This is a genomic window from Streptococcus sp. FDAARGOS_520 (assembly GCF_003812685.1).
Lineage (GTDB): Bacteria > Bacillota > Bacilli > Lactobacillales > Streptococcaceae > Streptococcus > Streptococcus agalactiae.
The window spans coordinates 1,943,884-1,970,837 of the sequence record NZ_CP033810.1 but is presented as its reverse complement, the minus strand read 5'-3'; the positions used below and the strand labels follow the sequence as shown (position 1 = coordinate 1,970,837).

Annotated in this window: 25 protein-coding genes and 1 pseudogene; 22 read left to right on the top strand and 4 right to left on the bottom strand. The window is 34.5% G+C overall.

Annotated elements, in window-relative coordinates; genetic code table 11:
- Window positions 1-14: 14 nt before the first annotated feature.
- The 21 genes from EGX96_RS10395 to EGX96_RS10295 all read left to right on the top strand — a co-directional run bounded on the left by EGX96_RS10395 (window position 15) and on the right by EGX96_RS10295 (window position 20,024).
- On the top strand, window positions 15-1,286 hold the full coding sequence (locus tag EGX96_RS10395; protein WP_001002583.1) for a DUF2130 domain-containing protein: 1,272 nt from the start codon (window positions 15-17) through the stop codon (window positions 1,284-1,286).
- A gap of 12 nt (window positions 1,287-1,298) precedes the next feature.
- On the top strand, window positions 1,299-1,730 hold the full coding sequence (locus EGX96_RS10390; protein WP_000702703.1) for a GNAT family N-acetyltransferase: 432 nt from the start codon (window positions 1,299-1,301) through the stop codon (window positions 1,728-1,730).
- Between the two features lie 91 nt (window positions 1,731-1,821).
- Window positions 1,822-2,706: a tRNA pseudouridine(55) synthase TruB gene (gene truB, locus EGX96_RS10385; protein ID WP_001873502.1), complete on the top strand. Its 885-nt coding sequence runs from the start codon at window positions 1,822-1,824 to the stop codon at window positions 2,704-2,706.
- Between the two features lie 12 nt (window positions 2,707-2,718).
- The gene (locus EGX96_RS10380) at window positions 2,719-3,651 is read left to right on the top strand and encodes a bifunctional riboflavin kinase/FAD synthetase (RefSeq protein WP_000690921.1); all 933 of its coding nucleotides are present in this window, start codon (window positions 2,719-2,721) and stop codon (window positions 3,649-3,651) included.
- A gap of 42 nt (window positions 3,652-3,693) precedes the next feature.
- On the top strand, window positions 3,694-4,107 hold the full coding sequence (locus EGX96_RS10375; RefSeq protein ID WP_000631264.1) for a Spx/MgsR family RNA polymerase-binding regulatory protein: 414 nt from the start codon (window positions 3,694-3,696) through the stop codon (window positions 4,105-4,107).
- On the top strand, window positions 4,100-4,381 hold the full coding sequence (locus EGX96_RS10370; protein ID WP_000625903.1) for a UPF0223 family protein: 282 nt from the start codon (window positions 4,100-4,102) through the stop codon (window positions 4,379-4,381). The genes EGX96_RS10375 and EGX96_RS10370 overlap by 8 nt, the downstream gene beginning before the upstream one ends.
- The gene (locus EGX96_RS10365) at window positions 4,371-5,135 is read left to right on the top strand and encodes an inositol monophosphatase family protein (RefSeq protein WP_000338948.1); all 765 of its coding nucleotides are present in this window, start codon (window positions 4,371-4,373) and stop codon (window positions 5,133-5,135) included. Before EGX96_RS10370 ends, EGX96_RS10365 begins: the two co-directional genes overlap by 11 nt.
- Window positions 5,136-5,202: 67 nt before the next feature.
- Window positions 5,203-6,513, top strand: coding sequence for an RsmF rRNA methyltransferase first C-terminal domain-containing protein (locus EGX96_RS10360; protein ID WP_000775401.1), 1,311 nt, complete (start codon window positions 5,203-5,205; stop codon window positions 6,511-6,513).
- Between the two features lie 178 nt (window positions 6,514-6,691).
- A complete protein-coding gene (locus EGX96_RS10355; RefSeq protein WP_001873504.1) occupies window positions 6,692-7,558 on the top strand; it encodes a phosphate ABC transporter substrate-binding protein PstS family protein in 867 nt (288 codons plus the stop codon).
- Between the two features lie 45 nt (window positions 7,559-7,603).
- Entirely contained in the window at window positions 7,604-8,521 is a 918-nt protein-coding gene (gene pstC, locus EGX96_RS10350; RefSeq protein ID WP_000795716.1) for a phosphate ABC transporter permease subunit PstC, read from the top strand.
- Window positions 8,511-9,398, top strand: a complete 888-nt coding sequence (gene pstA / locus EGX96_RS10345) for a phosphate ABC transporter permease PstA (protein ID WP_000992189.1) — start codon at window positions 8,511-8,513, stop codon at window positions 9,396-9,398. The genes pstC and pstA overlap by 11 nt, the downstream gene beginning before the upstream one ends.
- Window positions 9,399-9,409: 11 nt before the next feature.
- Window positions 9,410-10,213 (top strand): phosphate ABC transporter ATP-binding protein PstB, encoded by an 804-nt coding sequence (pstB, locus tag EGX96_RS10340; protein ID WP_000852851.1) that lies wholly within the window; start codon window positions 9,410-9,412, stop codon window positions 10,211-10,213.
- 11 nt (window positions 10,214-10,224) lie between these two features.
- On the top strand, window positions 10,225-10,983 hold the full coding sequence (gene pstB / locus EGX96_RS10335; RefSeq protein ID WP_000193363.1) for a phosphate ABC transporter ATP-binding protein PstB: 759 nt from the start codon (window positions 10,225-10,227) through the stop codon (window positions 10,981-10,983).
- A gap of 33 nt (window positions 10,984-11,016) precedes the next feature.
- Window positions 11,017-11,670 (top strand): phosphate signaling complex protein PhoU, encoded by a 654-nt coding sequence (gene phoU / locus EGX96_RS10330; protein WP_000946330.1) that lies wholly within the window; start codon window positions 11,017-11,019, stop codon window positions 11,668-11,670.
- Between the two features lie 145 nt (window positions 11,671-11,815).
- A complete protein-coding gene (locus EGX96_RS10325) occupies window positions 11,816-14,365 on the top strand; it encodes a M1 family metallopeptidase (RefSeq protein ID WP_000859380.1) in 2,550 nt (849 codons plus the stop codon).
- 161 nt (window positions 14,366-14,526) lie between these two features.
- On the top strand, window positions 14,527-15,207 hold the full coding sequence (locus EGX96_RS10320; protein WP_000590620.1) for a response regulator transcription factor: 681 nt from the start codon (window positions 14,527-14,529) through the stop codon (window positions 15,205-15,207).
- Entirely contained in the window at window positions 15,191-16,504 is a 1,314-nt protein-coding gene (locus tag EGX96_RS10315; protein WP_000042580.1) for a sensor histidine kinase, read from the top strand. Before EGX96_RS10320 ends, EGX96_RS10315 begins: the two co-directional genes overlap by 17 nt.
- Window positions 16,505-16,592: 88 nt before the next feature.
- On the top strand, window positions 16,593-16,925 hold the full coding sequence (locus EGX96_RS10310) for a putative DNA-binding protein (protein WP_000402075.1): 333 nt from the start codon (window positions 16,593-16,595) through the stop codon (window positions 16,923-16,925).
- A gap of 17 nt (window positions 16,926-16,942) precedes the next feature.
- Window positions 16,943-18,508: a signal recognition particle protein gene (ffh, locus tag EGX96_RS10305; RefSeq protein ID WP_000863589.1), complete on the top strand. Its 1,566-nt coding sequence runs from the start codon at window positions 16,943-16,945 to the stop codon at window positions 18,506-18,508.
- Between the two features lie 66 nt (window positions 18,509-18,574).
- Window positions 18,575-19,261, top strand: a complete 687-nt coding sequence (locus tag EGX96_RS10300; RefSeq protein WP_000280308.1) for a SatD family protein — start codon at window positions 18,575-18,577, stop codon at window positions 19,259-19,261.
- On the top strand, window positions 19,251-20,024 hold the full coding sequence (locus EGX96_RS10295) for a DUF3307 domain-containing protein (protein WP_000622398.1): 774 nt from the start codon (window positions 19,251-19,253) through the stop codon (window positions 20,022-20,024). The genes EGX96_RS10300 and EGX96_RS10295 overlap by 11 nt, the downstream gene beginning before the upstream one ends.
- Window positions 20,025-20,056: 32 nt before the next feature.
- Here EGX96_RS10295 and EGX96_RS10290 read toward each other — a convergent pair.
- Window positions 20,057-21,720: pseudogene (locus EGX96_RS10290) on the bottom strand (peptide ABC transporter substrate-binding protein).
- Window positions 21,721-22,172: 452 nt separating this feature from the next.
- On the opposite strand from EGX96_RS10290, the gene xerS reads away from it, so the two are divergent.
- Window positions 22,173-23,243 carry a tyrosine recombinase XerS gene (gene xerS / locus EGX96_RS10285; protein ID WP_000817932.1) on the top strand — a complete coding sequence of 357 codons (1,071 nt, stop codon included), beginning with the start codon at window positions 22,173-22,175 and terminating at the stop codon, window positions 23,241-23,243.
- Window positions 23,244-23,285: 42 nt separating this feature from the next.
- Here the strand turns inward: xerS and EGX96_RS10280 are convergent, their stop codons facing one another.
- The 3 genes from EGX96_RS10280 to EGX96_RS10270 form a co-directional block, all read right to left on the bottom strand.
- Window positions 23,286-24,224 carry a sensor histidine kinase gene (locus EGX96_RS10280; protein WP_000620981.1) on the bottom strand — a complete coding sequence of 313 codons (939 nt, stop codon included), beginning with the start codon at window positions 24,222-24,224 and terminating at the stop codon, window positions 23,286-23,288.
- Entirely contained in the window at window positions 24,221-24,889 is a 669-nt protein-coding gene (locus tag EGX96_RS10275) for a response regulator transcription factor (RefSeq protein WP_000076874.1), read from the bottom strand. Before EGX96_RS10275 ends, EGX96_RS10280 begins: the two co-directional genes overlap by 4 nt.
- A gap of 109 nt (window positions 24,890-24,998) precedes the next feature.
- Window positions 24,999-26,954: an FtsX-like permease family protein gene (locus tag EGX96_RS10270; RefSeq protein WP_000499553.1), complete on the bottom strand. Its 1,956-nt coding sequence runs from the start codon at window positions 26,952-26,954 to the stop codon at window positions 24,999-25,001.

The following is a 26,954-nucleotide window of genomic DNA, read 5'->3' as shown; positions in this document are numbered from 1 at the left end:
TAGGAAGAGTTATCATGAACGAAATCAAATGCCCTCATTGTGGAACAGCTTTTGCCATCAACGAGTCTGAATACCATCAATTACTAGAACAAATTCGCGGAGATGCTTTTGACAAAGAAGTAAGTGAACGGTTGGAAAAAGAACGTCTAATATTAGGGGAGCAAGCAAAAAATCAATTACAGGAAGTTGTTGTAGAAAAAGACAAGGAGATAGCTAAACTTCAGTACAAAGTCAAACAATTTCTTATAGAAAAAGACAATCTTCTCAAAGACAATGAGTACCAACTCGCTGAGCAATTAAATCAAAAAGACATGATGCTTCGCGACCTTGAAAACCAAATCGATAGACTACGTTTAGAGCATGAAAATAGCTTGCAAGAGGCGCTAACAAAAGTCGAACGAGAAAGAGATGCAATACAAAATCAGTTGCACATTCAAGAAAAAGAAAAAGATTTAGCTTTAGCTTCAGTAAAAAGTGATTATGAAGTACAACTAAAGGCAGCCAATGAACAAGTAGAATTCTATAAAAACTTCAAAGCTCAACAGTCTACTAAAGCAGTAGGAGAAAGTTTAGAACATTATGCTGAAACAGAATTTAATAAAGTGCGACATTTGGCCTTTCCTAATGCTTATTTTGAGAAGGACAATACATTATCAAGTCGTGGCTCAAAGGGGGACTTTATCTATCGAGAAAAGGATGAAAATGACCTTGAGTTTTTAAGTATCATGTTTGAAATGAAAAATGAGTCTGATGATACTATCAAGAAGCATAAAAATGAAGATTTTTTCAAAGAATTAGATAAAGATCGTCGTGAAAAATCTTGCGAATACGCAGTTTTAGTAACTATGCTTGAAGCAGACAATGACTATTATAATACTGGAATTGTTGATGTTAGTCACAAATACCCTAAAATGTACGTTATACGTCCACAATTTTTTATCCAATTAATTGGTATTCTAAGAAATGCAGCACTCAATACCTTAAAATATAAACAAGAGCTTGCTTTGATGAAAGAACAAAATATTGACATCACACATTTTGAAGAAGATTTAGATATTTTCAAAAATGCATTTGCTAAAAATTATAATTCTGCAAGCAAAAATTTCCAGAAAGCAATCGATGAAATAGATAAATCTATTAAACGTATGGAAGCTGTTAAGGCTGCTTTAACAACGTCTGAAAATCAACTACGTCTTGCAAATAATAAATTAGACGATGTTTCTGTCAAGAAATTAACAAGAAAAAATCCAACAATGAAAGCAAAATTCGATGCTCTAAAAGACTAAGAGGTTATGATTATGAAGATTAGAACTGCTACACTAGACGATAGTGAAAAATTAGTCCCTTTGTATCAAGAATTAGGATACGCAATATCATTATCAGAGATTCAATCTATTTTAAAGGTTATTCTTACTCATTCAGATTATGGCTTTTTGATAGCTGAGGATAATGGCAAACTCCTCGCCTTCGTTGGATATCATAAACTTTACTTTTTTGAAAAAAGTGGGACTTACTATCGTATTTTAGCACTAGTAGTTAATGAAAAGCACCGTCGTAAAGGCATCGCTAGTCAACTTATTAATCACGTTAAACAGCTAGCTAAAACAGATGGAAGTGAAGTACTGGCTTTAAATAGCAGTTTAAAAGAATATCGTCAGGAAGCTTATCATTTTTATGAAAACCTAGGGTTCAAGAAGGTTAGTACAGGCTTTTCATACTATTTAGATTAGGTATAAATCCTTATAGCACTATACCAAAAGAGCGTAAGTTTTTACGCTCCTTTCTTTGTGTTACCGCTTATTTACTGATATAATATAAAACATGATTACAGGAATAATTAATTTAAAGAAAGAAGCTGGAATGACATCACACGATGCTGTATTCAAGCTTCGAAAGATATTACATACAAAAAAAATAGGACACGGCGGAACTCTTGATCCAGATGTTGTTGGGGTTTTACCAATTGCGGTTGGAAAAGCCACTCGTGTTATTGAATATATGACAGAAAGTGGCAAAATTTATGAAGGAGAAATCACTTTAGGATATGCCACAAGTACAGAAGATTCTAGTGGAGAGGTCATTTCAAGAACTCCACTAACTCAATCCGATCTTAGCGAGGATGTTGTGGATCATGCGATGAAAAGTTTTACCGGTCCAATTACACAAGTTCCTCCTATGTATTCAGCAGTTAAAGTAAATGGTAAAAAACTCTATGAATATGCTCGTTCAGGAGAAGAAGTAGAGCGACCTAAACGACAAATAACAATTTCTGAATTTAGACGCACAAGCCCATTGTACTTCGAAAAAGGCATCTGCCGTTTTAGTTTCTATGTCTCATGCAGTAAAGGTACCTATGTTAGGACGTTAGCTGTTGATCTAGGAATAAAACTAGGATATGCTAGCCATATGTCTTTCCTAAAAAGAACCTCATCTGCAGGATTATCTATTACACAATCATTAACGCTTGAAGAAATTAATGAAAAATATAAGCAAGAAGATTTTTCATTTTTACTTCCAATTGAATATGGTGTTTTAGATCTCCCAAAAGTTAACCTAACTGAGGAAGATAAAGTTGAAATCTCATACGGACGTCGTATCTTATTAGAAAATGAAGCAGATACCTTAGCAGCTTTTTATGAAAATAGAGTTATCGCTATACTAGAAAAACGTGGCAATGAATTTAAACCACACAAAGTATTGTTATAAAGAAAGTCAATCATGAAAATCCATTACATTAATGATTATAAAGATATTCAAGCTAAAGAAGATTGCGTCTTAGTTTTGGGCTATTTTGATGGCTTACATCTGGGACATAAAGCCCTCTTTGATAAAGCTAAAAAAATCGCGACCGAAAAAAATTTGAAAATTGTCGTCTTAACGTTTAATGAGACACCTCGTCTAACCTTCGCTCGCTTCCAACCTGAATTATTGCTACATCTTACCTCTCCAGAAAAACGTTCTGAAAAATTTCAAGAGTATGGCGTCGATGAGTTATATTTAATGAATTTTACCAGTCATTTTTCAAAAGTATCTTCTGACCTTTTTATTAAGAAATATATTTATGGTCTCAGAGCAAAAGCTGCTGTTGTCGGTTTTGATTATAAGTTCGGTCATAATCGTACCAGTGGTGATTATCTAGCGCGTAATTTCAAGGGACCAGTCTATATTATTGATGAAATTTCTGAAGGTGGTGAAAAAATCTCTTCTACACGTATTCGTCAATTGATTACAGAGGGTAATGTTGAGAAAGCTAACCAACTTTTGGGTTATGAGTTTTCAACCTGTGGCATGGTAGTACATGGAGATGCTAGAGGACGAACTATAGGGTTCCCAACTGCTAATCTAGCTCCTATTAATCGCACTTACTTACCTGCAGACGGTGTTTATATTTCCAATGTTCTGATTAATGGAAAATATTATAGAGCAATGACGAGCATTGGAAAAAATATCACTTTTGGTGGTACAGAACTTCGTTTAGAAGCTAATATCTTTGATTTTGATGGCGACATTTATGGAGAAACTATTGAAATTTTCTGGTTAAAAAGAATCAGAGAAATGGTAAAGTTTAATGGTATTGACGATCTTGTAAAACAACTTAAAAAAGATAAAGAAATTGCTTTAAATTGGAAAAAAGATAGTCAAACTCTTTAATTTTTTGTATAATAGTCTCTAGTAAATACAAGAGGCGGTTATATGATTACCTTATTTTTATCACCCAGCTGTACTAGTTGTCGAAAAGCGCGTGCTTGGCTAAGTAAGCATGAGGTTGCTTTTGAAGAGCATAACATTATTACAAGTCCACTCAATAAAGAAGAACTATTACAAATTCTATCGTTTACAGAAAATGGTACAGAAGACATTATTTCCACACGTTCAAAAGTCTTTCAAAAACTTGCTATTGATGTAGACGAATTATCAACGTCTTCATTAATGGAATTAATTTCAGAAAATCCAAGTCTTTTACGACGCCCAATTATTTTAGACAAAAAACGTATGCAGATTGGTTTTAATGAGGATGAAATTCGTGCCTTCTTACCGCGTGACTATCGTAAACAAGAACTGAAACAGGCCACTATTCGTGCTGAAATTGAGGGAAAACATGATTAGTAGTAATTATAGTTATCCTCTTGATCCTTCATGGAATACGGAAGATATTACTAAGGTACTTCGCTTTTTAAATCAAGTTGAACACGCCTATGAAAATAGTATTAAAGTTGATGATTTGCTAGATAGCTATAAAGAATTTAAAAAAGTTGTTAAATCCAAGGCGCAGGAAAAACAAATTGACCGTGAATTCCAGAGAACTAGCGGTTATTCCACTTATCAAGCTGTTAAAGCAGCACAACAACAAGCGAAAGGATTTATTTCACTTGGACGCTAAATTTGATTTCGCTAAACAATTAGTGTATAAAGCTGGTCAATTCATTAAATCTGAGATGCAAAATACTTTTGATGTTGAGGAAAAGTCTCGATTTGATGATTTAGTGACAAGTCTTGATAAAAAAACACAAAAATTATTAATTCAAGAAATTATTCAACATTACCCAGATGATAATATACTTGCCGAAGAAGATGATGTGCGCTCACCCATTGCACAAGGTAATGTTTGGGTTTTAGACCCTATTGATGGAACTGTTAATTTTATTGTTCAAAAAGATAACTTTGCTGTTATGTTAGCTTATTACGAAGAAGGCGTTGGACAATTTGGTATCATCTACGACGTTATGGCTGATATTCTTTACAGCGGGGGAGGACATTTTGATGTCTATGCTAACGATAAAAAAATTGTTCCTTTTCAAGAGTGTCCTTTAGAACGTTGCTTACTTGGAGTAAATTCTGCTATGTATGCAGAAAATGATTGCGGTATTGCCCATTTAGCTTCTGAAACCTTAGGTGTTCGTATCTATGGTGGTGCTGGAATTAGCATGGCAAAAGTCATGCAGGGCAAATTATTAGCTTATTTTTCGTATATTCAACCTTGGGATTATGCTGCAGCAAAAATCATGGGGGAGACATTAGGATTTACCTTATTAACGCTTGACGGGGAAGAACCCAACTATTCAACAAGACAAAAAGTAATGTTCCTACCAAAGTCGAAATTAAATCTTATCCAATCCTACCTTACCAAAAAATAAACTTAAAACCTTCTAATTAAATAGAAGGTTTTTTTGCACGCCCGTGATTATGTAGTATAATAGAAACATGAAATTACCGAATGAATTTATTGAAAAATATCAGACTATACTTAAAGATGAAGCAGAAGCTTTTTTTGACAGTTTTGAACAAAAACCCATATCGGCATATCGCACCAATCCTCTCAAAGAAAAGCAACTTGATTTTCCAAATGCCATCCCAAGTACCCCTTGGGGGCATTATGGGAAAATATCAGGAAAATCAATAGAACACACAACTGGCCTTGTTTATTCTCAAGAACCTGCTGCTCAGATAGTGGCTCAGATTGCTGAACCACAAGAAGGAATGAAAGTGCTAGATTTAGCAGCTGCACCTGGTGGAAAAACAACACACCTTCTATCATATTTAAACAATACTGGTCTATTAGTTAGTAATGAAATTTCAAATAAACGTAGTAAAATTTTAGTCGAAAATGTCGAACGTTTTGGTGCTAGAAATGTTATCGTGACTAATGAAAGCTCCCAACGACTAGCCAAATGTTTTAATTCTTTTTTTGATCTTATTGTTTTTGACGGTCCGTGTTCTGGTGAGGGAATGTTCCGCAAAGATCCTCAAGCAATACAATATTGGCACAAAGATTACCCCACTGAATGTGCACAGTTACAAAGAGATATTTTAAAAGAAGCAATCAAAATGCTAGCTCATGGTGGTATACTTGTATACTCTACTTGTACATGGTCACCAGAAGAGAACGAAGAAGTGGTTAATTGGCTCCTTCAAGAGTATGATTACTTAGAACTTGTTGATATTCCTAAACTAAATGGGATGGTTGAAGGGATTAATGTACCACAAGTTGCAAGGATGTACCCTCATCATTTTCAAGGTGAAGGACAATTCGTTGCAAAACTGAGAGATACTAGATCTAAGGAAGCACAGAAAATTAAGCCAAAAGCACAGAAAATAAATAAAATGCAGTTACAATTGTGGCAACAATTTGCACAAGACCATTTAAAGATAGACTTGAACGGTGTTTTAGATGTTTTCGGCGACCAACTCTATCTTCTACCTAATGGTCTCCCCGATTTGTCTAAATTAAAAATAGCACGCAATGGTCTCCATCTAGGCACTTTCAAGAAGAATCGTTTTGAGCCATCGTTTGCTTTAGGAATGGCACTTAGCGAACATGACCTAGTACAGTCTATTGAAATTGATATAGAACAGTTTGAGGTGTACGTATCTGGAAATGTAGTCAAACTAGACAAGACTGTTCCAAACGGTTGGTATCAAATTCTTGTAAAAGGCAATGGATTAGGTTTTGCAAAAGTGACAAATAATACTCTTAAAAATTATTACCCTAAAGGACTACGATTTCAGACATAACTGTTATTGAATACTTTTAATAAAAAAGGAAAAAGAAATACTTTTCAAACCCTAGAAACTTATGGTACTATGGGACAGTGATGTGTGTTTTTACTATTTGTAAATCATTAAACACTCAATGATTTTAGTAATATATATCAACTACTAAATATCAAAATTTATTCAAAAGAATAGGAAAATGAAAATGAAAAAAAACATTTTTTTGTTAACCTTGCTAGCCACCGTCTTATTGACGCTGTCTGGTTGTGCTAATTGGATTGATAAAGGTCAATCAATCACCAGCGTTGGTTCAACCGCCTTACAGCCACTTGTAGAAGCTGCAGCAGATGAGTTTGGTAAGACAAACCTCGGTAAGACTATCAATGTCCAAGGAGGAGGCTCAGGAACAGGCTTATCACAAGTACAGTCTGGAGCTGTTCAAATTGGTAATAGCGACTTATTTGCAGAAGAAAAAGATGGTATTGATGCTAAGAAATTGAAAGACCATCAAGTCGCAGTAGCTGGATTAGCTGTTATTGTTAATAAAAAAGTTAATGTTAAAAATCTAACCACCCACCAACTTCGTGATATTTTTGCAGGAAAAATCAAGAATTGGAAAGAAGTGGGAGGACAAGATTTAGATATTTCCATCATCAATCGAGCAGCAAGTTCTGGATCCCGTGCAACCTTCGATAATACTATTATGGGAAATGTTGCTCCTATTCAAAGCCAAGAACAAGATTCAAATGGTATGGTGAAATCAATTGTTTCTCAAACACCTGGTGCGATTTCATACCTCGCTTTTGCATACGTTGATAAATCTGTCGGAACATTAAAACTAAATGGTTTTGCGCCAACAGCTAAAAATGTTACTACCGACAACTGGAAACTTTGGTCATATGAACATATGTATACAAAAGGTAATGAAACAGGTCTAACAAAAGAATTCTTAGACTACATGAAAAGTGATAAAGTTCAAAGTAGTATCGTACAACATATGGGATATATCTCTATTAACGACATGAAAGTTGTTAAAGATGCTGAAGGTAAAGTAACCCCAAAATAAAACTTAATCACATCTAGATAAAGCATCTTGATCCTAGGAGGAATTATGAAAAATCAAGAATTAGCTAAAAAATTAACATCTCCTTCAAAAAACTCTCGATTAGAAAAATTTGGTAAAGGAATAACTTTTCTTTCGCTTGCCCTAATCGTCTTCATTGTTGCGATGATTTTGATTTTTGTTGCTCAAAAAGGACTATCTACATTTTTTGTTGATGGCGTTAAATTAACAGACTTCTTATTTAATACAAAATGGGAACCAAGTGCTAAGTCATTTGGTGCTTTTCCAATGATAGCTGGATCATTTATTGTTACTATTCTATCAGCTATCATTGCTACACCATTTGCTATCGGTGCTGCCGTATTTATGACTGAAATCTCACCTAAATATGGTTCTAAAATTTTACAACCTGCAGTTGAATTACTAGTTGGGATTCCTTCTGTTGTTTACGGTTTTATTGGTTTACAGATTATTGTTCCCTTCGTTCGCTCTATTTTTGGGGGAACAGGTTTTGGCATTTTATCTGGGGTCTGTGTCCTCTTCGTCATGATTCTACCAACTGTTACTTTCATGACAGTAGATAGCCTTAGAGCTGTGCCACGTCACTATAAAGAAGCAAGTTTAGCCATGGGGGCAACTCGTTGGCAAACAATTTGGCGTGTTATATTAAACGCTGCACGTCCAGGAATTTTCACTGCAATTGTTTTTGGTATGGCACGTGCATTTGGTGAAGCTCTAGCAATTCAGATGGTTGTCGGAAACTCTGCAATTTTACCAACGTCATTGACAACACCAGCAGCAACATTAACGTCTGTTCTAACAATGGGTATTGGTAATACTGTAATGGGAACTGTACAAAACAATGTCCTCTGGTCGCTAGCCTTAGTACTTTTAATTATGAGTTTAGCATTTAATACAGTTATTAAGTTAATTACAAGGGAAGGAAAGAAAAACTATGAACGCTAAAAAGGCTGACAAATTAGCAACTACAATACTCTATAGTATTGCAGCTATCATCGTTACAATCCTCGCCTCTCTTTTAATTTTTATTCTTGTTCGCGGATTGCCACACGTATCTTGGTCATTTTTAACTGGGAAATCATCATCATATGAAGCAGGAGGCGGTATTGGAATACAATTATACAATTCCTTTTTCCTACTTATTGTTACTCTGATTATTTCTATTCCTCTATCTTTAGGAGCTGGAATATACCTCTCAGAATATGCTAAAAAAGGACGTTTAACAAACTTTGTTAGAACATGTATCGAAATTTTGTCATCTCTTCCTTCTGTTGTAGTTGGTCTGTTTGGTTACCTAATCTTCGTTGTTCAATTTCAATATGGCTTCTCAATTATCTCAGGTGCCTTAGCACTTACTGTTTTTAACTTACCCCAAATGACACGTAGTGTTGAAGATAGCCTTCAAAATGTACACCACACACAGCGTGAAGCAGGATTGGCCCTAGGTATTTCTCGTTGGGAAACGGTCATTTACGTCGTTGTCCCTGAAGCTCTGCCAAGTATTGTAACTGGTGTTGTGCTAGCTTCAGGACGTATTTTCGGTGAGGCAGCAGCACTTATTTATACAGCTGGTCAATCTGCTCCAGCACTTGATTGGTCAAATTGGAACGTCCTTAGTGTTACAAGTCCAATCTCAATTTTCCGTCAAGCAGAAACTTTAGCTGTTCATATTTGGAAAGTTAATAGCGAAGGGACAATCCCTGATGCAACACAAGTATCTGCCGGTAGCGCCGCAGTCTTATTGGTTGTTATTCTTATTTTCAACCTTTCAGCTCGCTCGATCGGTAAGAAACTTCATTCGAAATTAACCTCGTCTAATTAAAAGGAGTAGTAATGGCAGAATATAATTGGGACGAACGCCATATCATTACCTTCCCTGAAGAAAATTCAGCTCTCACCACAAAAGATTTACACGTTTACTACGGTGAGAAAGAAGCTATCAAGGGAATTGATATGCAATTTGAAAAAAATAAAATTACAGCCTTAATCGGCCCATCTGGATGTGGAAAATCAACATATCTTCGTAGCTTAAATCGTATGAATGATACGATTGATATTGCACGCGTGACTGGACAAATCATGTATGAAGGAATTGATGTTAACGCTCAAGATATCAATGTTTACGAGATGCGAAAACATATCGGAATGGTTTTCCAACGTCCAAACCCGTTTGCAAAATCAATTTATAAAAACATTACCTTTGCATATGAGCGTGCTGGTGTAAAAGATAAAAAATTCTTAGATGAAGTTGTCGAAACCTCACTAAAACAAGCTGCTCTATGGGATCAAGTAAAAGATGACCTTCATAAATCAGCATTCACTTTATCTGGCGGTCAACAGCAGCGATTATGTATTGCACGTGCTATCGCAGTTAAACCAGAAATTCTCTTAATGGATGAACCTGCTTCAGCACTCGATCCGATTGCAACTATGCAACTAGAAGAGACAATGTTTGAACTCAAGAAAAATTACACTATAATTATCGTAACACATAATATGCAACAAGCAGCACGTGCTAGTGATTATACTGCATTTTTCTATCTTGGAGACTTAATCGAATACGATAAAACGAATAACATTTTCCAAAATGCTAAATGTCAATCTACTAGCGATTATGTTTCTGGTCGATTTGGATAGTGAGGTAAAAGATGACACAACCTATTTTACAAGTCAGTGATTTGTCTGTTTACTATAATAAGAAAAAAGCTTTAAAAGAAGTCTCAATGGACTTCTATCCTAATGAAATTACAGCCTTAATTGGTCCGTCTGGTTCTGGAAAGTCAACACTCTTACGAGCTATTAACCGTATGGGAGACTTAAATCCTGAAGTCACTCTAACAGGAGCAGTGATGTATAACGGACATAATGTTTATAGCCCGCGCACTGATACCGTAGAACTTCGTAAAGAAATTGGGATGGTTTTTCAGCAGCCTAATCCATTTCCTATGTCAGTATTTGAAAATGTTGTTTATGGTCTTAGACTCAAAGGAATAAAAGACAAAGCTACGTTAGATGAAGCCGTAGAGACTTCATTGAAGGGCGCGTCTATCTGGGACGAGGTCAAAGATAGATTACACGACTCTGCTCTTGGTTTATCTGGTGGTCAACAACAACGTGTTTGTATTGCCAGAACCCTTGCTACCAAGCCTAAAATTATCCTTCTAGATGAGCCAACCTCTGCACTTGACCCAATTTCTGCTGGTAAAATTGAAGAGACTTTACATGGTCTAAAAGATCAATATACCATGTTACTTGTTACACGTTCTATGCAGCAAGCCTCACGTATTTCTGATCGTACAGGTTTCTTCTTAGACGGTAACTTAATTGAATATGGCAATACAAAAGAAATGTTTATGAATCCTAAACATAAAGAAACTGAAGATTACATTACAGGTAAATTCGGTTAATACCATATAATAAGATCAGAAAGAGAATACAATATGTTAAGATCAAAATTTGATGAAGAATTAGATAAACTGCATAACCAATTCTATGCAATGGGAATTGAAGCTATCGGACAAATCAAAAAAACAGTTCGTGCTTTTGTCAGTCATGATCGAGAGTTAGCTAAAGAAGTGATAGAAGATGATGTAACGCTTAACAACTTTGAAACGAAGTTAGAGAAAAAATCATTGGAAATTATTGCACTCCAGCAGCCTGTATCACAAGACTTACGCACCGTTATTACCGTTTTAAAAGCTACTAGTGATGTTGAGCGTATGGGAGACCATGCAGCAGCAGTTGCAAAAGCAACCATCCGTATGAAGGGCGAGGAAAGAATCCCAGCAGTAGAATTAGAAATCAATAATATGGGAAAAGCAGTTAAAAACATGCTTGAAGAAGCCTTAACAGCTTATATCAATGGTGATGATGAAAAAGCTTACGAAGTAGCAGCAATGGATGAAATAGTTGATGATTACTTCCGTGATATCCAAAAAATGGTAGTTGAAACAATTCAAAAGCATCCTGACGTAGCATTTGCCGCCAAAGAATACTTCCAAGTATTGATGCACTTGGAGCGAATTGGAGATTATGGCAAAAATATCTGTGAATGGATTGTTTATTTAAAAACTGGAAAAATTATCGAGTTATGATATAATTATTGCTTGTAGAGTGGTAATTGTAAGTATAGTTCGTGCGATAGAAAAGCTGTAACTATCTTGTTACAGCTTTTCTATCTTTTCTAGCCCATACAGGACTAGTAATGTTTCAAATGTTTCTGAATTAGTTAGGAGTTATATGAAAACTGTAGAACATTTTGTTACCAAATTTGTCCCTGAAAACTATAACCTTTTCTTGGATATTAATCGTCAAACTAAAACCTTTTCAGGTAACGTTGCTGTGTCTGGCGAAGCCTTAGATAACAATATCTCTTTTCACCAAAAAGGGTTAACCATTAAATCTGTCTTATTAGATAATCAACCATTAGATTTCCAACTAGATGAAGACAATGAAGCTATGCATATTCAATTGCATGAAACTGGTAGCATGGTATTAGTCTTTGAATTCAGCGGTCACATTACCGATAATATGACAGGTATGTATCCATCTTACTATACAGTTAATGGCATCAAAAAAGAGGTTATCTCCACACAATTTGAAAGTCATTTTGCTCGTGAAGTATTCCCAAGTATTGACGAACCAGAAGCAAAAGCAACCTTTGATTTGAGCCTAAAATTCGATCAAAAAGAAGGAGAGATTGCTCTTTCAAATATGCCGGAAATCAATGCTGAACAACGTCAAGAAACAGGTTTATGGACATTTGACACCACACCTAAAATGTCCTCATATTTATTAGCTTTTGCCTTGGGGGAATTGCATGGTAAAACAACACATACCAAAAACGGCACTCTTGTTGGCTCATATGCCACAAAAGCCCATCAGTTAAATGAATTAGATTTTTCTTTAGATATCGTTGTGCGTGTTATTGAGTTTTATGAGGACTACTTTGGTGTACGTTATCCTATTCCTCAGTCACTCCACGTTGCTCTACCTGATTTTTCTGCTGGAGCTATGGAAAATTGGGGATTAGTAACATATCGTGAAGTCTATCTTTTAGTAGATGAGAACTCTAGTGTTTCCAGCCGTCAGCAAGTAGCATTAGTTGTAGCACATGAAATAGCTCACCAGTGGTTTGGTAACCTCGTTACTATGAAATGGTGGGATGATTTATGGTTAAATGAATCATTTGCTAATATGATGGAATATGTATCAATTGATTATATTGAACCAAAACTTAATATATTTGAAGACTTTCAAACAGGTGGTCTACCATTAGCTCTTAAGCGTGATGCCACAGATGGCGTCCAATCTGTTCACGTTGAGGTCAATCATCCTGATGAAATTAACACACTTTTTGATCCAGCTATCGTTTATGCAAAAGGTAGCCGCCTCATGCACATGTTACGTCGCTGGTTAGGCGATACAGATTTTGCCGCAGGACTAAAAATTTATTTTGAAAAACATCAATATCAAAATACTATTGGTCGTGACCTTTGGAATGCACTTTCTCAAACCTCAGGAAAAGATGTTGCAGCTTTCATGGATTCTTGGTTAGAGCAACCAGGATACCCTGTGATGGCAGCCAAAATAGAAGAAGATGAGCTCATTTTAACTCAAAAACAATTCTTTATTGGTGAACACGAAGATAAGTCTCGCTTGTGGCAAATTCCTCTTAATAGTAATTGGGAAGGAATCCCAGAGATATTAACCGAGGAAACGGTAGTAATCCCCAATTTTAGTCAGTTAGCTGAAAAGAACAAAGAAAATGGTGCACTGCGTTTCAATACTGAAAATACTGCACATTACATTACTAACTATCAAGGTCAACTCATAGAGCATATCATTTCTGATCTTCCTCTTATGGATAACATTTCTAAACTACAAATTGTACAAGAACGTCATTTACTTGCTGAAAGTGGTATGATTTCATATAGTAGTTTAATACCTTTAGTCTCTCTTTTGAGCCAAGAGACATCATATCTTGTTAACTCTGCTATTAAGAGTGTTATTGATGGTTTATCCTTATTCGTCCAGGAAGATAGCCAAGATGAATTCGACTTTAAAGAATTTGTTAATAAATTATCAGCATTTAATTTTAATAGACTTGGCTTTGAAAAAAGAGAAGGAGAAGGAGATGATAGCGAAATGGTCCGTCATCTATCCCTAAGCCTTGCTCTCTACTCAGATAATGAACATGCTATTGAAGAAGCTCACCATATTTTTAAAGCCCACGAAAATAATATCGCTGCTATACCAGCTGCAATTCGCCTGTTAGTTCTTACCAATGAAATGAAGCATTTCGAATCCAAAGAACTTAGCCACTTGTTATTAGAGACTTATAGTACTACTACCGATGGGAATTTCAAACGACAACTAGCGAGTGCTTTATCTCATACTACAGATAGCAAGACACTCAAGAAATTATTGTCAGATTGGAAAAATAAAGATATTGTGAAACCACAAGACTTAGCTATGAGTTGGTATGCTACTTTCCTTAAAAATTCTTTTACACAAGAAAGTGTCTGGGAGTGGGCCCAAGAAAACTGGGAATGGATCAAAGCAACTCTAGGTGGTGATATGAGTTTTGATAAATTTGTGATTTATCCCTCAAGTAGTTTCAAAACAGAAGAACGCCTTGAACAATATAAAAACTTTTTCGAGCCTCAATTAAGCGATATGGCGATTAGCCGTAATATTTCAATGGGAATTAAAGAAATTTCTGCTCGTGTCCTTTTAATCACGAAGCAAAAAGAAGAAGTTATCAATACTATCAAAAAATATATCTAATAAACTCAAATAGAGATTGATGGATTATTCAATCTCTATTTCTTTGTCTGTGTCATGAAATTAGTTGACATAAAACATACTTTATTTAGGATTTATTAAGCAAAGTTTGGTATTCTAATATTAATAGTTCAGATAAAATATGTACATCGAAAGGATATACTATGATAAAAATTTTATTAATTGAAGATGACTTGAGTCTTTCCAATTCCGTTTTTGATTTCCTTGATGACTTTGCCGATGTCATGCAAATTTTTGATGGAGAAGAGGGTCTTTACGAAGCCGAAAGTGGAGTCTATGATCTGATTCTTCTAGATCTCATGTTACCTGAAAAAAACGGCTTCCAAGTGTTGAAAGAGCTACGTGAAAAAGGTATTACAACCCCTGTATTAATAATGACCGCTAAAGAAAGCATTGATGATAAGGGACAAGGTTTCGACTTAGGTGCTGATGATTATCTAACAAAACCTTTTTACCTAGAAGAACTAAAAATGCGAATTCAGGCTCTTTTAAAGCGTTCTGGAAAATTTAATGATAACAGCCTAATTTATGGTGATATTCGCGTAGACATGTCTACTAACTCAACCTTTGTTAATCAAACAGAAGTTGAGCTCTTAGGTAAAGAGTTTGATCTTTTAGTCTATTTCCTTCAAAATCAAAATGTTATCTTACCGAAATCTCAAATCTTTGATCGTATTTGGGGATTTGATAGTGATACAACGATTTCAGTTGTAGAAGTCTATGTCTCTAAGGTTCGGAAAAAATTAAAAGGAACACTTTTTTCAGAAAACCTTCAAACTTTGCGTAGTGTAGGATATATTTTAAAGCATGTCGAAACCGATTAAGATAAGTAAATTCAAAAAAAATGTCTCAGATAGTCATTTTATCCATTTTTTCACAGTTTTTAGTGGTATTTTTCTGGTTATGACTGTTATCATCCTCCAAGTCATGCGCTATGGTGTTTATTCTTCTGTTGATAGTAGTTTAAAGTATATCAGTACCCATCCTAAAAATTACATCAATATGGTTATGTCACGTACTGCTGCCTACCTAGATAACTCCAATATCGCAAGTGTCAAGTTAAAACCCGGCGGTCAGACAGTAGCTAATACTGATATTATTCTTTTTACATCAGAAGAAGAAGTCATTAACTATTTTGACGCATTTTCAAACTATCAGTTTTTAAAACCTAATAAAAAAAATCTAGGTGGCATTAGTGAATTAACTTTAACCAACATCTTTGGTCAAGATGAGACATATCATGCTGTCACCGTAAAAGTTAATAACCCTGCTTATCCTAATGTGACTTACATGACAGCTATTGTTAATATTGATCAATTAGTAAATGCTAAAGAACGCTATGAAAAAATTATTATATTTGTCATGACTACTTTTTGGATTATTTCAATTGGAGCAAGTATCTACTTAGCTAAATGGGCACAAAAACCGATTATAGAAAACTACGAAAGACAGAAGGCTTTTGTCGAAAATGCTAGCCACGAGCTGCGTACTCCCCTAGCTGTCTTACAAAATCGCCTAGAAACGCTATTCAGAAAACCGAATGCCACCATTTTAGAAAATAGTGAAAATATCGCTTCAAGTCTAGATGAAGTACGAAATATGCGTATTTTAACCACTAATCTTTTAAACTTAGCAAGACGTGATGATGGAATCAAACCAGAATTAGCTGTTATTAAGCCTACACTTTTTGATAGTATCTTTGAGAATTATGATCTAATCACCCAAGAGAATGGTAAAAATTTTACTGGACATAATATGATCCAAGATAGTTTCAAAACAGATAAGACACTGCTAAAACAACTCATGACTATTTTATTTGATAATGCTATAAAATATACTGACAATGATGGTAGCATTGACTTTACCATATCTGAAACTGATAAGTATCTCTTTTTAGAAATCGCTGATAATGGACCAGGAATTTCAGAGGAGGATAAAGTCAGAATTTTTGATCGTTTTTACCGTGTTGACAAAGCAAGAACACGACAACAAGGAGGGTTTGGCCTCGGCCTTTCTTTAGCTCAACAAATCGTTAACTCACTGCGAGGTAATATTACAGTAATTGATAATAAACCTAGAGGCAGTATTTTTAAGATAAAACTACCAAAAGTAAAAGGTTAGGCCATGTTAGTCCTAACCTTTTAAATTTTAAAGTGGTCTTGCATACTTGATATAGCAAGCTGATAGGAAATTTGGTATAATAAAAGCTATGGAAATTGAAAAAACAAATCGTATGAATGCCCTTTTTGAGTTTTATGCGGCATTATTAACAGATAAACAAATGAATTATATCGAGTTATACTACGCCGATGACTACAGCCTTGCTGAAATAGCTGAAGAATCCGGTGTTAGCCGACAAGCTGTCTATGATAATATCAAACGAACTGAAAAAATTCTTGAGGCGTACGAAATGAAACTACATATGTATTCAGATTATATTGTCCGTAGTCAGATTTTTGATGACATTCTAGAAAAATATACCGATGATGCCTTTTTACAAGAAAAAATTTCCATTCTAAGTAGCATTGATAATAGAGATTAAATGAGGAGAAATAATTTATGGCTTTCGAAAGTTTAACAGAGCGCCTGCAAGGAGTTTTTAAAAATATTCGTGGTAAGAAAAAGTTATCTGAAAAAGATGTGCAAGAAGTCACCAAGGAGATTCGTCTAGCTCTTTTAGAAGCTGACGTTGCTCTTCCAGTTGTTAAAACCTTTATTAAACATGTTCGTGAACGTGCTGTTGGACATGAAATCATTGATACACTAGATCCTACGCAACAAATTGTTAAGATTGTCAATGAAGAGCTAACAGATTTATTAGGGGCTGAGACCTCTGAAATTGAAAAATCCCCTAAAATTCCAACCATCATTATGATGGTTGGTCTACAAGGTGCTGGTAAAACAACTTTTGCCGGTAAGTTAGCAAACAAACTAATCAAAGAAGACAATGCTCGTCCTATGATGATAGCAGCTGATATTTATCGACCAGCTGCTATTGATCAGTTAAAAACCCTTGGTAGCCAGATTAATGTTCCTGTCTTTGATATGGGAACTAACCATTCAGCAGTTGAGATTGTCACTAAAGGTTTAGAACAGGCTCGTGAAAATCGTAATGACTATGTTCTTATTGATACAGCCGGACGCCTACAAATTGATGCAACCCTTATGCAGGAATTGCATGATGTCAAAGCCATAGCTCAACCTAATGAAATACTCCTTGTCGTTGACAGCATGATTGGACAGGAAGCTGCAAATGTCGCTGAAGAATTTAACCGTCAGCTCAGCATTAGTGGTGTTGTTCTGACAAAGATTGACGGTGATACACGCGGTGGTGCTGCCCTTTCAGTACGCGAAATTACTGGAAAACCAATTAAATTTACAGGGACAGGGGAAAAAATCACTGATATTGAAACTTTCCATCCCGATCGTATGGCAAGCCGTATATTGGGGATGGGAGACCTGCTAACACTTATTGAGCGCGCTAGTCAAGAATACGACGAAAAACGTTCAATGGAATTAGCGGAGAAAATGCGTGAAAACACCTTTGACTTCAACGATTTTATTGATCAATTAGATCAAGTTCAAAATATGGGGCCAATGGAAGATCTCCTTAAAATGCTTCCAGGAATGGCTAACAATCCAGCAATGAAAAACTTCAAAGTGGATGAAAACGAAATTGCTCGCAAAAGAGCCATTGTGTCATCAATGACTCCAGAAGAGAGAGAAAATCCAGATCTCCTCAATCCAAGTCGTAGACGTCGTATTGCTGCTGGATCAGGTAATACTTTCGTTGATGTTAATAAATTCATTAAAGATTTTAACCAGGCAAAACAAATGATGCAAGGCGTGATGTCCGGTGATATGAATAAAATGATGAAAAAAATGGGAATTGATCCTAATAACCTCCCTAAAGATATGCCTGGAATGGACGGAATGGATATGTCTAATTTAGAAGGTATGATGGGGCAAAATGGCATGCCTGACTTATCTAGTTTAGGTGGCGATATGGACTTCAGCCAAATGTTTGGTGGTGGCTTAAAAGGAAAAGTAGGAGCCTTTGCAGCTAAACAATCAATGAAACGTATGGCTAATAAAATGAAGAAAGCTAAGAAGAAACGCAAATAAAAATGTCTATTTAAATAGACATTTTTATTTTTGTCTGCTATAATAGACAAAAAGGTGGTGATATTTATGTATTTAGCATTAATCGGTGATATCATTAATTCAAAACAGATACTTGAACGTGAAACTTTCCAACAGTCTTTTCAGCAACTAATGACCGAACTATCTGATGTATATGGTGAAGAGCTGATTTCTCCATTCACTATTACAGCTGGTGATGAATTTCAAGCTTTATTGAAACCATCAAAAAAGGTATTTCAAATTATTGACCATATTCAACTAGCTCTAAAACCTGTTAATGTAAGGTTCGGCCTCGGTACAGGAAACATTATAACATCCATCAATTCAAATGAAAGTATCGGTGCTGATGGTCCTGCCTACTGGCATGCTCGCTCAGCTATTAATCATATACATGATAAAAATGATTATGGAACAGTTCAAGTAGCTATTTGCCTTGATGATGAAGACCAAAACCTTGAATTAACACTAAATAGTCTCATTTCAGCTGGTGATTTTATCAAGTCAAAATGGACTACAAACCATTTTCAAATGCTTGAGCACTTAATACTTCAAGATAATTATCAAGAACAATTTCAACATCAAAAGTTAGCCCAACTGGAAAATATTGAACCTAGTGCGCTGACTAAACGCCTTAAAGCAAGCGGTCTGAAGATTTACTTAAGAACGAGAACACAGGCAGCCGATCTATTAGTTAAAAGTTGCACTCAAACTAAAGGGGGAAGCTATGATTTCTGATTTTTTAAGGGATAATCCAATCCTAACTTTATTATTTTGTGCACATTTTTTAGCTGACTTTCAGTGGCAAAGTCAATCCTTAGCAGATAGTAAATCACATAGTTGGAGGGGACTCTGGAGACATCTCTTGATTGTTTTCCTCCCCCTAGCAGCTTTAATGATATTGATACCAGAAACTACTTTGTTAAATTTAAGCATATGGGGAAGTCATATTGTTATTGATAGTATAAAGAAATTGAGTTACCCTTGGGTAGAGGAAGGGCATTTCCAAAAAGCAGCTTTTATTATAGACCAACTAGCCCACTATACTTGCATTATCGTTTTTTACCATGCGCTTCCTACATATTTACCGCCTAATCATTGGCTTTTGCCTATCAAGCACTTTATTGTCATAGCTCTGGTTTTTATCATTATCACCAAACCCATTAATATTGTGTTTAAAATTTTCTTTAATAAATTTCAAGCTAAAGAATTATCATCATTATTAACACAAGAAAAAACAAAAATAATGAAAGAAAAATCTGAAGATCATGAAGAAACAATTGAAGGAGCAGGAGCTATGATTGGTAATTTAGAGCGTCTAATTATGGCTATATTACTAATCTCAGGACAGTATGCTGCTATAGGTCTTGTTTTTACTGCAAAATCCATTGCACGTTACGATAAAATTTCTAAAAGTCAGGTTTTTGCCGAATATTATTTAATTGGATCATTGTTCTCAATTATAAGTGTTTTGATAACTCATTGGTTACTTTTGGTATAGAAAAGCGCTAGAAATATCCTAACGCTTTTCTTTTATTCTGTCTTATAAGCATAAGTAAAATCAACATTCAAACCAGTTGAATTTCTTACCAACCCCTTTAATTTAGAATTTTGGAGTCCTTTTTTCCCTAGGTAATAAACTGGGTTATAATATGATTGATCAAATAAAGCTTTTTCAGCAGTTTTGTAATCATTAGCGGCATCTCCTGGTTTCAAGGCGTCAGTAGTAATTGCCTTTTGATAGGCATTGTCATACTCTTTAGAAGAAAATTTACCATAATTATACGCAGAATTAGTCGTGAATAACCCATAGAAAGTTGATCCTTCTGGATAATCTCCTCCCCATGAGAAGAGCACGACATCAAAATTTTCATTTTTTGCATCTTCAAGGCGTTGCTTGAAAGTAACAAATTTTTCTTCAACAGTTAGACCAGGCAAAGCACTCTCCCATGTAGATTTCACATAGTCAACAGCATTTTTAGCTGCTGGAGAGTCCGAATCAGCTGTGATTGTTAACTTGAGAGATGACTGACCAACCTCAGCAAGACCTTCTTTAAAAAGTTTTTGAGCTTTACTTGTATTATACGTATAACCTGGGGCAGTATACTTGGAAAGATCCTCACCATTAGGTAATTTGGCTAATTTTTTAGGGACCAGAGATTCAGCAGGAGTTGAACCTGTATCAACTGCCGCTTTAACAACACCTTTACGATCAGTCGCTAAATTCAAAGCTTGCCTAATTTTCTGATTTGTCAATGCTTTAACCGAACCAGTTTGGTTATAAATAATAAAGATGTAGTACGTGCATCAGACGCATCTACTACATCTTTATTATTTTTATTAGCTTGATAAATAGCAGAAGTTCCTGATATTTCAGCAAAATCAATCTGACCTTGCTTGTACATTTGAACTGCAGTATCTGGTTTTTTGATAGTTTGAACTATGACACTATTTGTTTTAACATGTTTAGAATCCCAATAATATTTATTTTTGACTAATTTAAATTTACCATTTGAACCATTCCAATCCTTAACAAGGTAAGGACCTGAGTAAATTTGATTTTTTGATGTTGTACCATAATCTTTACCAACTTTTTCAACATACGATTGTTTTTGAGGCATAAAATTAGAGAAGGCTAAATAATATTTAAATTGAGGGCATGGACTTGTCAATTTAAAGGTCACTTGATTGCCTTTAGCTGTTACACCAAGTTTATTTAAATCTTTAATATCTCCAGAATTAATCTTATCAGCATTTAAAAGGTGCGATTCTGTCGCCAAGTAAGCATATTCAGATGCAGTTTTAGGATCAACTATTCTCCGCCATGTGTAAACAAAATCTTCAGCGCTTAGTTTGCTTCCATCTGACCATTTTAAATTATCACGAAGTGTAGCAGTATAAGTAAGACCATCAGAAGAAACGGATACTTTTTTAGCTAAATCGGGTTTTGGTTTGCCCTCTTTATCAATTCTAAGTAAATTGCTGCCTGAATTACCTATAGCTAAGTTTGAATAAGCATCTGTATTCTTTGAAATGTCCAATGTACTGATTTCAGTAGGAATATACCAATTAATAACTTTATTATCTCCAGAGTTCTTTGACTCATTACCACAGGCAACCAGGGTAACTGTGGTGGCTGTTAGAGTCGCCAAAGATATACCCAAAAACTTAAGTTTTTTTCTATTAAAACTAGACATAATACCAGTCCTCCTAAACCTTCTATAAAGATATAGGACATATTATATCATAAAATTTCAAGAAAGAAAGAAATATTTCAAATCTTCTGATTTTTATAAGACATAGTAGATCTAATATTGAGAAAACTAGTATATTTTAAAGTAGAATTTAACTTTGGTTATTAACTTGCAAATATAATTAAAAATAATTGAGTACACTTTATTACCTTTTCAGATACCGATAAAATCAATGAAATTATGAATCAGTTTTCTCAAAATACTCTGTCTTTACTATAACAAACATGTTAAACGATAATAAGTAATACTGATCATCATAAAGAATGGATATTTGATATACTTACCGAATGAATTCCTGTTTTTAACTTTTAAACTTTCCGAAAAACTATAATTTTCTTGAAAGTTATGATAGAGTATGATATACTTCTATTTATAGATATAATGGAGATTTTATTATGAAACGTGAATTACTACTCGAAAAAATCGATGAACTAAAAGAAATTATGCCTTGGTATGTTCTAGAATATTATCAATCAAAGCTTTCTGTTCCTTATAGTTTCACAACACTCTACGAATATTTAAAAGAATATAGACGTTTTCTTGAATGGTTATTGGATTCTGGTGTTGCTAATTGTCATCACATTGCAGAAATTGAGCTTTCAGTTTTAGAAAACCTTACTAAAAAAGATATGGAAGCTTTTATACTATATTTACGAGAACGCCCTTTATTAAATGCTAACACAAGGCAAAATGGGGTGTCTCAAACCACCATTAACAGAACTCTATCTGCCTTATCTAGTCTTTTCAAATACCTTACTGAAGAGGTTGAGAATGCTGACGGGGAGCCTTACTTTTATCGCAATGTCATGAAAAAAGTCTCAACCAAAAAGAAAAAGGAAACTTTAGCTTCTCGGGCAGAAAATATTAAACAAAAGTTATTTTTGGGCAATGAAACGATAGAATTCTTAGAGTATATAGATTGTGAATATCAAAACAAACTTTCCAAACGTGCTTTAGCTTTTTTCAACAAAAATAAAGAGAGAGATTTAGCTATTATTGGTTTGCTACTAGCTTCAGGAGTGCGTCTATCTGAGGCAGTAAACTTAGATTTAAAGGATATTAACCTTAATGTAATGGTTATTGATGTCACACGAAAAGGGGGGAAAAGGGACTCTGTCAATGTCGCTAGCTTTGCGAAGCCCTACCTTGCTAATTATTTAGACATCCGTAAAAATAGATACAAAGCAGAAAATCAGGACATTGCTCTATTTTTATCAGAATACCGTGGGGTGCCAAATCGTATTGATGCTTCAAGTGTAGAGAAAATGGTTGCTAAGTATTCCCAGGATTTTAAGGTTCGTGTAACACCTCATAAACTAAGGCATACTCTTGCTACTAGGCTATATGATGCTACAAAATCTCAAGTATTAGTTAGCCACCAACTAGGTCATGCTTCCACTCAAGTTACTGACCTATATACCCATATTGTTAACGATGAACAAAAGAACGCTTTAGATAAACTATAGTAACATAAATAAAGTTATGTAAATATTTTATTTTACATAACTTTATTTATGTATAGAAACAGCAGTCCCATAATTAATTTTGCTATCCACCGAAATGGACAAATTCAGACTAGATAAGACTTCTTTTGTCATATATAACCCCATGCCTGTTGCCTTTTGGTGCTCATGACCGTTGTAACCCGTAAAGCCATCTTCAAAAAGTCTAGGGATATCTTCTTCGAGTATGCCGATACCGTAGTCTTGTATTCTAATACTCTCTTCTCCTATGCTTATTATTATCTTTGACTCAGGATTAGAATATTTTATGGCATTATCTAGCACCTGTGAAAGAGCAAAAGTTAACCACTTTTTGTCTGTTTTCCAGATATTATCGCCTTCAATTATGATAGATAAGCTTTTGGATAGACAAATAACCTTATACGATTTTATAATTTCTACTACTACTTCTCTAAGGCTAACAGCTTCAAAACGAAAATCGTCACGATATTGTCTAAATTTCAAAAATGCTAACAACGTTTCAAGATAATGTTGCAATTTCAATAATTGTTGTTCAACTTCCTTAGGATCGAGATGATTTGTCTGGGCCATTAATGAAATAGCTGCCAATGGAACTTTCATTTGGTGCGACCACATCTTTATCATAAGTGCAACATGATTGGTTTGTTCAATTGTTTCAGAAACTTTTTGCGCTTCTCTAGCTTCTAATTGTGTAATAATATTAAAATAAGCGTAATCACTCGGTTGAAGTTCGAAAGAGGGGTCCTGACTACTATTAAAATATTTGAGATGTAACATTTTTTTCCTGTAACGACTGTATTGCCAAATACTAATTCCTAGTAAAACAATAACATTTAAACCTAAGGAATTAAACAAATAGGGCATTGGTAAATGATATAGATAGAAACTAATAAAAAATAGGACAAACATCATGATATATAAAATATACCAAATCAAGTGTTCTCTTAAAAACTGGCGTATCATTGTAGTAAATACCCAACTCCTCTCACTGTATGAATGTAATCAAAACCTATTGGGACAATTTTTTTACGTAAGCGTGTCATATTAACATTAAGTGTATTTTGATCAATAAAACTATCATTTTCCCAAAGTTTCTCTAATAGAGACTCTTTTGAGACTACTTGTTTAGGATGCATGAGCAAGATAGATAGGATTTTATTTTCTGTTGGCGATAAAATAACCTCTTTATCTTGGCTAGACAATAACCCTTCTCTTGTCAACGTAAATCCCCCAAAAGTTAATTCCTGTTGGATAAATTGTTGACTTCTCCTTAAAATAGCAGTTAGCTTAGCATCTAATACAGCTAGAGAGAATGGTTTTGAAATAAAGTCATCACCCCCCATATTTAATGCCATAACCATATCCATTTCATCATTACTAGATGAAATGAAAATAATAGGAATTGTTAAAAACTTACGCAATTCTGCAGTCCAGTAAAAACCATTAAAATAGGGTAACGTAATATCCATTAGTATCAAATCGGGTTGAAATGCGATAATTTCTTGTTTCACATCACGAAAATTGCTGACACTAGAGACATGATAGCTAGCTGATAAATGATCTTTTAAAAGTGACACAATCGTCATATCATCTTCTACAATATAAATTTTTCCTTGCTCTTGTGACATATCCCCTCCTAAAATAGTACGAAATCTCTTTCTTTCATTTAGTATAACAAATTTTTTAGTCTATCGGTTTCTATTAATGCAAAAGGATTGGTAAAATAACCAATCCTTTTTAGCGTTCAATAATATGATAATAAGTTCGACTAGTTATACGGTAAATGATAAAGTAAATTATAGAAATCGCAAGTACTGTCAAACCACTTACTACATATACGATTGTTGAGTTAAGCACCCCAAATACCAAAAGCATCTGTTTTAGCATTGGAATAGCAACTCCAAAGTGAATAACTGCTACCACTAAAGGTTGGAAGAAGAAAATCATAATTTGAGAATTAATAGTCCGTTTAACTAATTTTTTGCTCATACCTACTTCTTGTAAGATACGATAAGATCTCTTATCTTCATGACCTTCTGAGTATTGCTTATAGTAAACAATTAGAGCTATACCTAGCAAAAAGCTTATACCTAACAGAAATCCAGTAAATAATAACCCACCAAACATTTGATAACCTTCTTTTAGAAAACTCTGTTTAGTGCTAATATTTCCAACATACTTACCATCTACCTCTATTATGTCGTTTTTAGAAATTGAATTTATCTCTTGACTATTCAAATCCAAATATGCCTTAAAGGTTTTTGGAAAAGTATTGATGTTCTTAGTATAAGGTAAATATGCTTTTCTAATATTGTCAATTTGTTTGTTGTTTGCAAATATAATCAAACCCGGGTTGTAAGTATTTGTAGTCTCTGGGACATAAGCCTCTTTTAAATTTTTTACAACATCAAATTTATTTCCCAATAGATTTATTTTTTTCAAACGGCTATCACCTTTTTGAACAAAGTAAGCCACTTGGTTATCTTTTAATTTTGGTAATTGGTGACCTAAACGACGGAAATCATTCTGAGTAATTAGGTACATAAAACCCGTTTTTGTGATATCAACATGTTTGACGTTTTTAGATGTGATATTAAGTTCACTTGATTGACTAACTGGCATCGAAATCATTGTCTGATTATAAGTGATAGCTTCCTTAGATGACTTACCTAGTTTCTTCAAAATCTTTTCTTCAAATATATTTTTCGCGTCACCTTTTGAATTATCTATTGATAAACTTACTGATTTTGGAAATAGTCCGGTAACAACATTTTGTGTATTTGAATAAAGTGAGACTGTTGTAGCAATAGTAACTAGAGCCATAACAGCTAATAAAGTGATACTTGCTAACCCTACTGCATTTTGCTTCATTCGAAAAATCATTTGCGAAGTTGATACAAAATGCTCAGATTTATAATAATAATGCTTGTTTTGACGCAACCTTTTTAAGTACCATGTCATAAAACTAATATAAAAAAGATAAGTACCAGCAATAACTAAAAGTACTGCAAAGAAGAAACGATAGATAACAGCTAATGCAGGTGCTTTACCTGAAGTAAGAGCCATTGTATAAGCGATGGCGATAGCTACTAACGCTAAAATTGCAAGTATAAGATTACCTTTTGGTTCTTTTTCTCCCTGTTGTTTCTTTCTAAAAAGACTTAATGGGGATGATAAATGAACATGTCGAATAACTGGAACTTCTAAAGTCAGAAAAATACCTGTAAATATAACGATACAAATAATAAATGGCCATAAACTTAAACTAAGATTTAGTGCATGATAGTTAATAATGTTGACAAAAATTAAATAAATAAATTTAGCAAAAAAAGCACTAAACAGACTTCCTATAGAAATAAGAAATATATAAATAATAAACAGCTCTAGACTAGCTACACGCGCAACTTGACGTTTATTCATCCCCAAAATGTTATACAGTCCAAATTCACTACTACGCTGTTTCATCAAGATATTGTAGCTATAATGTTCCATGACTACCGCAAAGATTGACAAAACAATCACTCCAAGAAAAAGAACCGTTGCCGCTGTCCCCATATCTCTTCCAACAGCACTCATTAAGATTAGTAGCGTAGAACAAGTCAATGAATAAAGTAATAAACTGGCTAAGAGGAATGGTATGTACTGGTCTATAGAATGTTTTAAATTATGCCAGGCTATTTTGAGATAAAACAT

Bases quoted from the DNA above. Each gene is read 5' to 3' on its own strand.
- EGX96_RS10390 (WP_000702703.1), top strand. From the start codon at position 1,299: ATGAAGATTAGAACTGCTACACTAGACGATAGTGAAAAATTAGTCCCT.
- pstC (WP_000795716.1), top strand. From the start codon at position 7,604: ATGAAAAATCAAGAATTAGCTAAAAAATTAACATCTCCTTCAAAAAAC.
- ffh (WP_000863589.1), top strand. From the start codon at position 16,943: ATGGCTTTCGAAAGTTTAACAGAGCGCCTGCAAGGAGTTTTTAAAAAT.
- phoU (WP_000946330.1), top strand. From the start codon at position 11,017: ATGTTAAGATCAAAATTTGATGAAGAATTAGATAAACTGCATAACCAA.
- EGX96_RS10395 (WP_001002583.1), top strand. From the start codon at position 15: ATGAACGAAATCAAATGCCCTCATTGTGGAACAGCTTTTGCCATCAAC.
- EGX96_RS10280 (WP_000620981.1), bottom strand. From the start codon at position 24,224: ATGATACGCCAGTTTTTAAGAGAACACTTGATTTGGTATATTTTATAT.
- EGX96_RS10270 (WP_000499553.1), bottom strand. From the start codon at position 26,954: ATGTTTTATCTCAAAATAGCCTGGCATAATTTAAAACATTCTATAGAC.
- EGX96_RS10375 (WP_000631264.1), top strand. From the start codon at position 3,694: ATGATTACCTTATTTTTATCACCCAGCTGTACTAGTTGTCGAAAAGCG.
- pstB (WP_000193363.1), top strand. From the start codon at position 10,225: ATGACACAACCTATTTTACAAGTCAGTGATTTGTCTGTTTACTATAAT.
- EGX96_RS10275 (WP_000076874.1), bottom strand. From the start codon at position 24,889: ATGTCACAAGAGCAAGGAAAAATTTATATTGTAGAAGATGATATGACG.
- pstA (WP_000992189.1), top strand. From the start codon at position 8,511: ATGAACGCTAAAAAGGCTGACAAATTAGCAACTACAATACTCTATAGT.
- EGX96_RS10325 (WP_000859380.1), top strand. From the start codon at position 11,816: ATGAAAACTGTAGAACATTTTGTTACCAAATTTGTCCCTGAAAACTAT.
- EGX96_RS10320 (WP_000590620.1), top strand. From the start codon at position 14,527: ATGATAAAAATTTTATTAATTGAAGATGACTTGAGTCTTTCCAATTCC.
- EGX96_RS10355 (WP_001873504.1), top strand. From the start codon at position 6,692: ATGAAAATGAAAAAAAACATTTTTTTGTTAACCTTGCTAGCCACCGTC.
- EGX96_RS10370 (WP_000625903.1), top strand. From the start codon at position 4,100: ATGATTAGTAGTAATTATAGTTATCCTCTTGATCCTTCATGGAATACG.
- EGX96_RS10360 (WP_000775401.1), top strand. From the start codon at position 5,203: ATGAAATTACCGAATGAATTTATTGAAAAATATCAGACTATACTTAAA.
- pstB (WP_000852851.1), top strand. From the start codon at position 9,410: ATGGCAGAATATAATTGGGACGAACGCCATATCATTACCTTCCCTGAA.
- truB (WP_001873502.1), top strand. From the start codon at position 1,822: ATGATTACAGGAATAATTAATTTAAAGAAAGAAGCTGGAATGACATCA.
- xerS (WP_000817932.1), top strand. From the start codon at position 22,173: ATGAAACGTGAATTACTACTCGAAAAAATCGATGAACTAAAAGAAATT.
- EGX96_RS10380 (WP_000690921.1), top strand. From the start codon at position 2,719: ATGAAAATCCATTACATTAATGATTATAAAGATATTCAAGCTAAAGAA.
- EGX96_RS10300 (WP_000280308.1), top strand. From the start codon at position 18,575: ATGTATTTAGCATTAATCGGTGATATCATTAATTCAAAACAGATACTT.
- EGX96_RS10295 (WP_000622398.1), top strand. From the start codon at position 19,251: ATGATTTCTGATTTTTTAAGGGATAATCCAATCCTAACTTTATTATTT.
- EGX96_RS10315 (WP_000042580.1), top strand. From the start codon at position 15,191: ATGTCGAAACCGATTAAGATAAGTAAATTCAAAAAAAATGTCTCAGAT.
- EGX96_RS10310 (WP_000402075.1), top strand. From the start codon at position 16,593: ATGGAAATTGAAAAAACAAATCGTATGAATGCCCTTTTTGAGTTTTAT.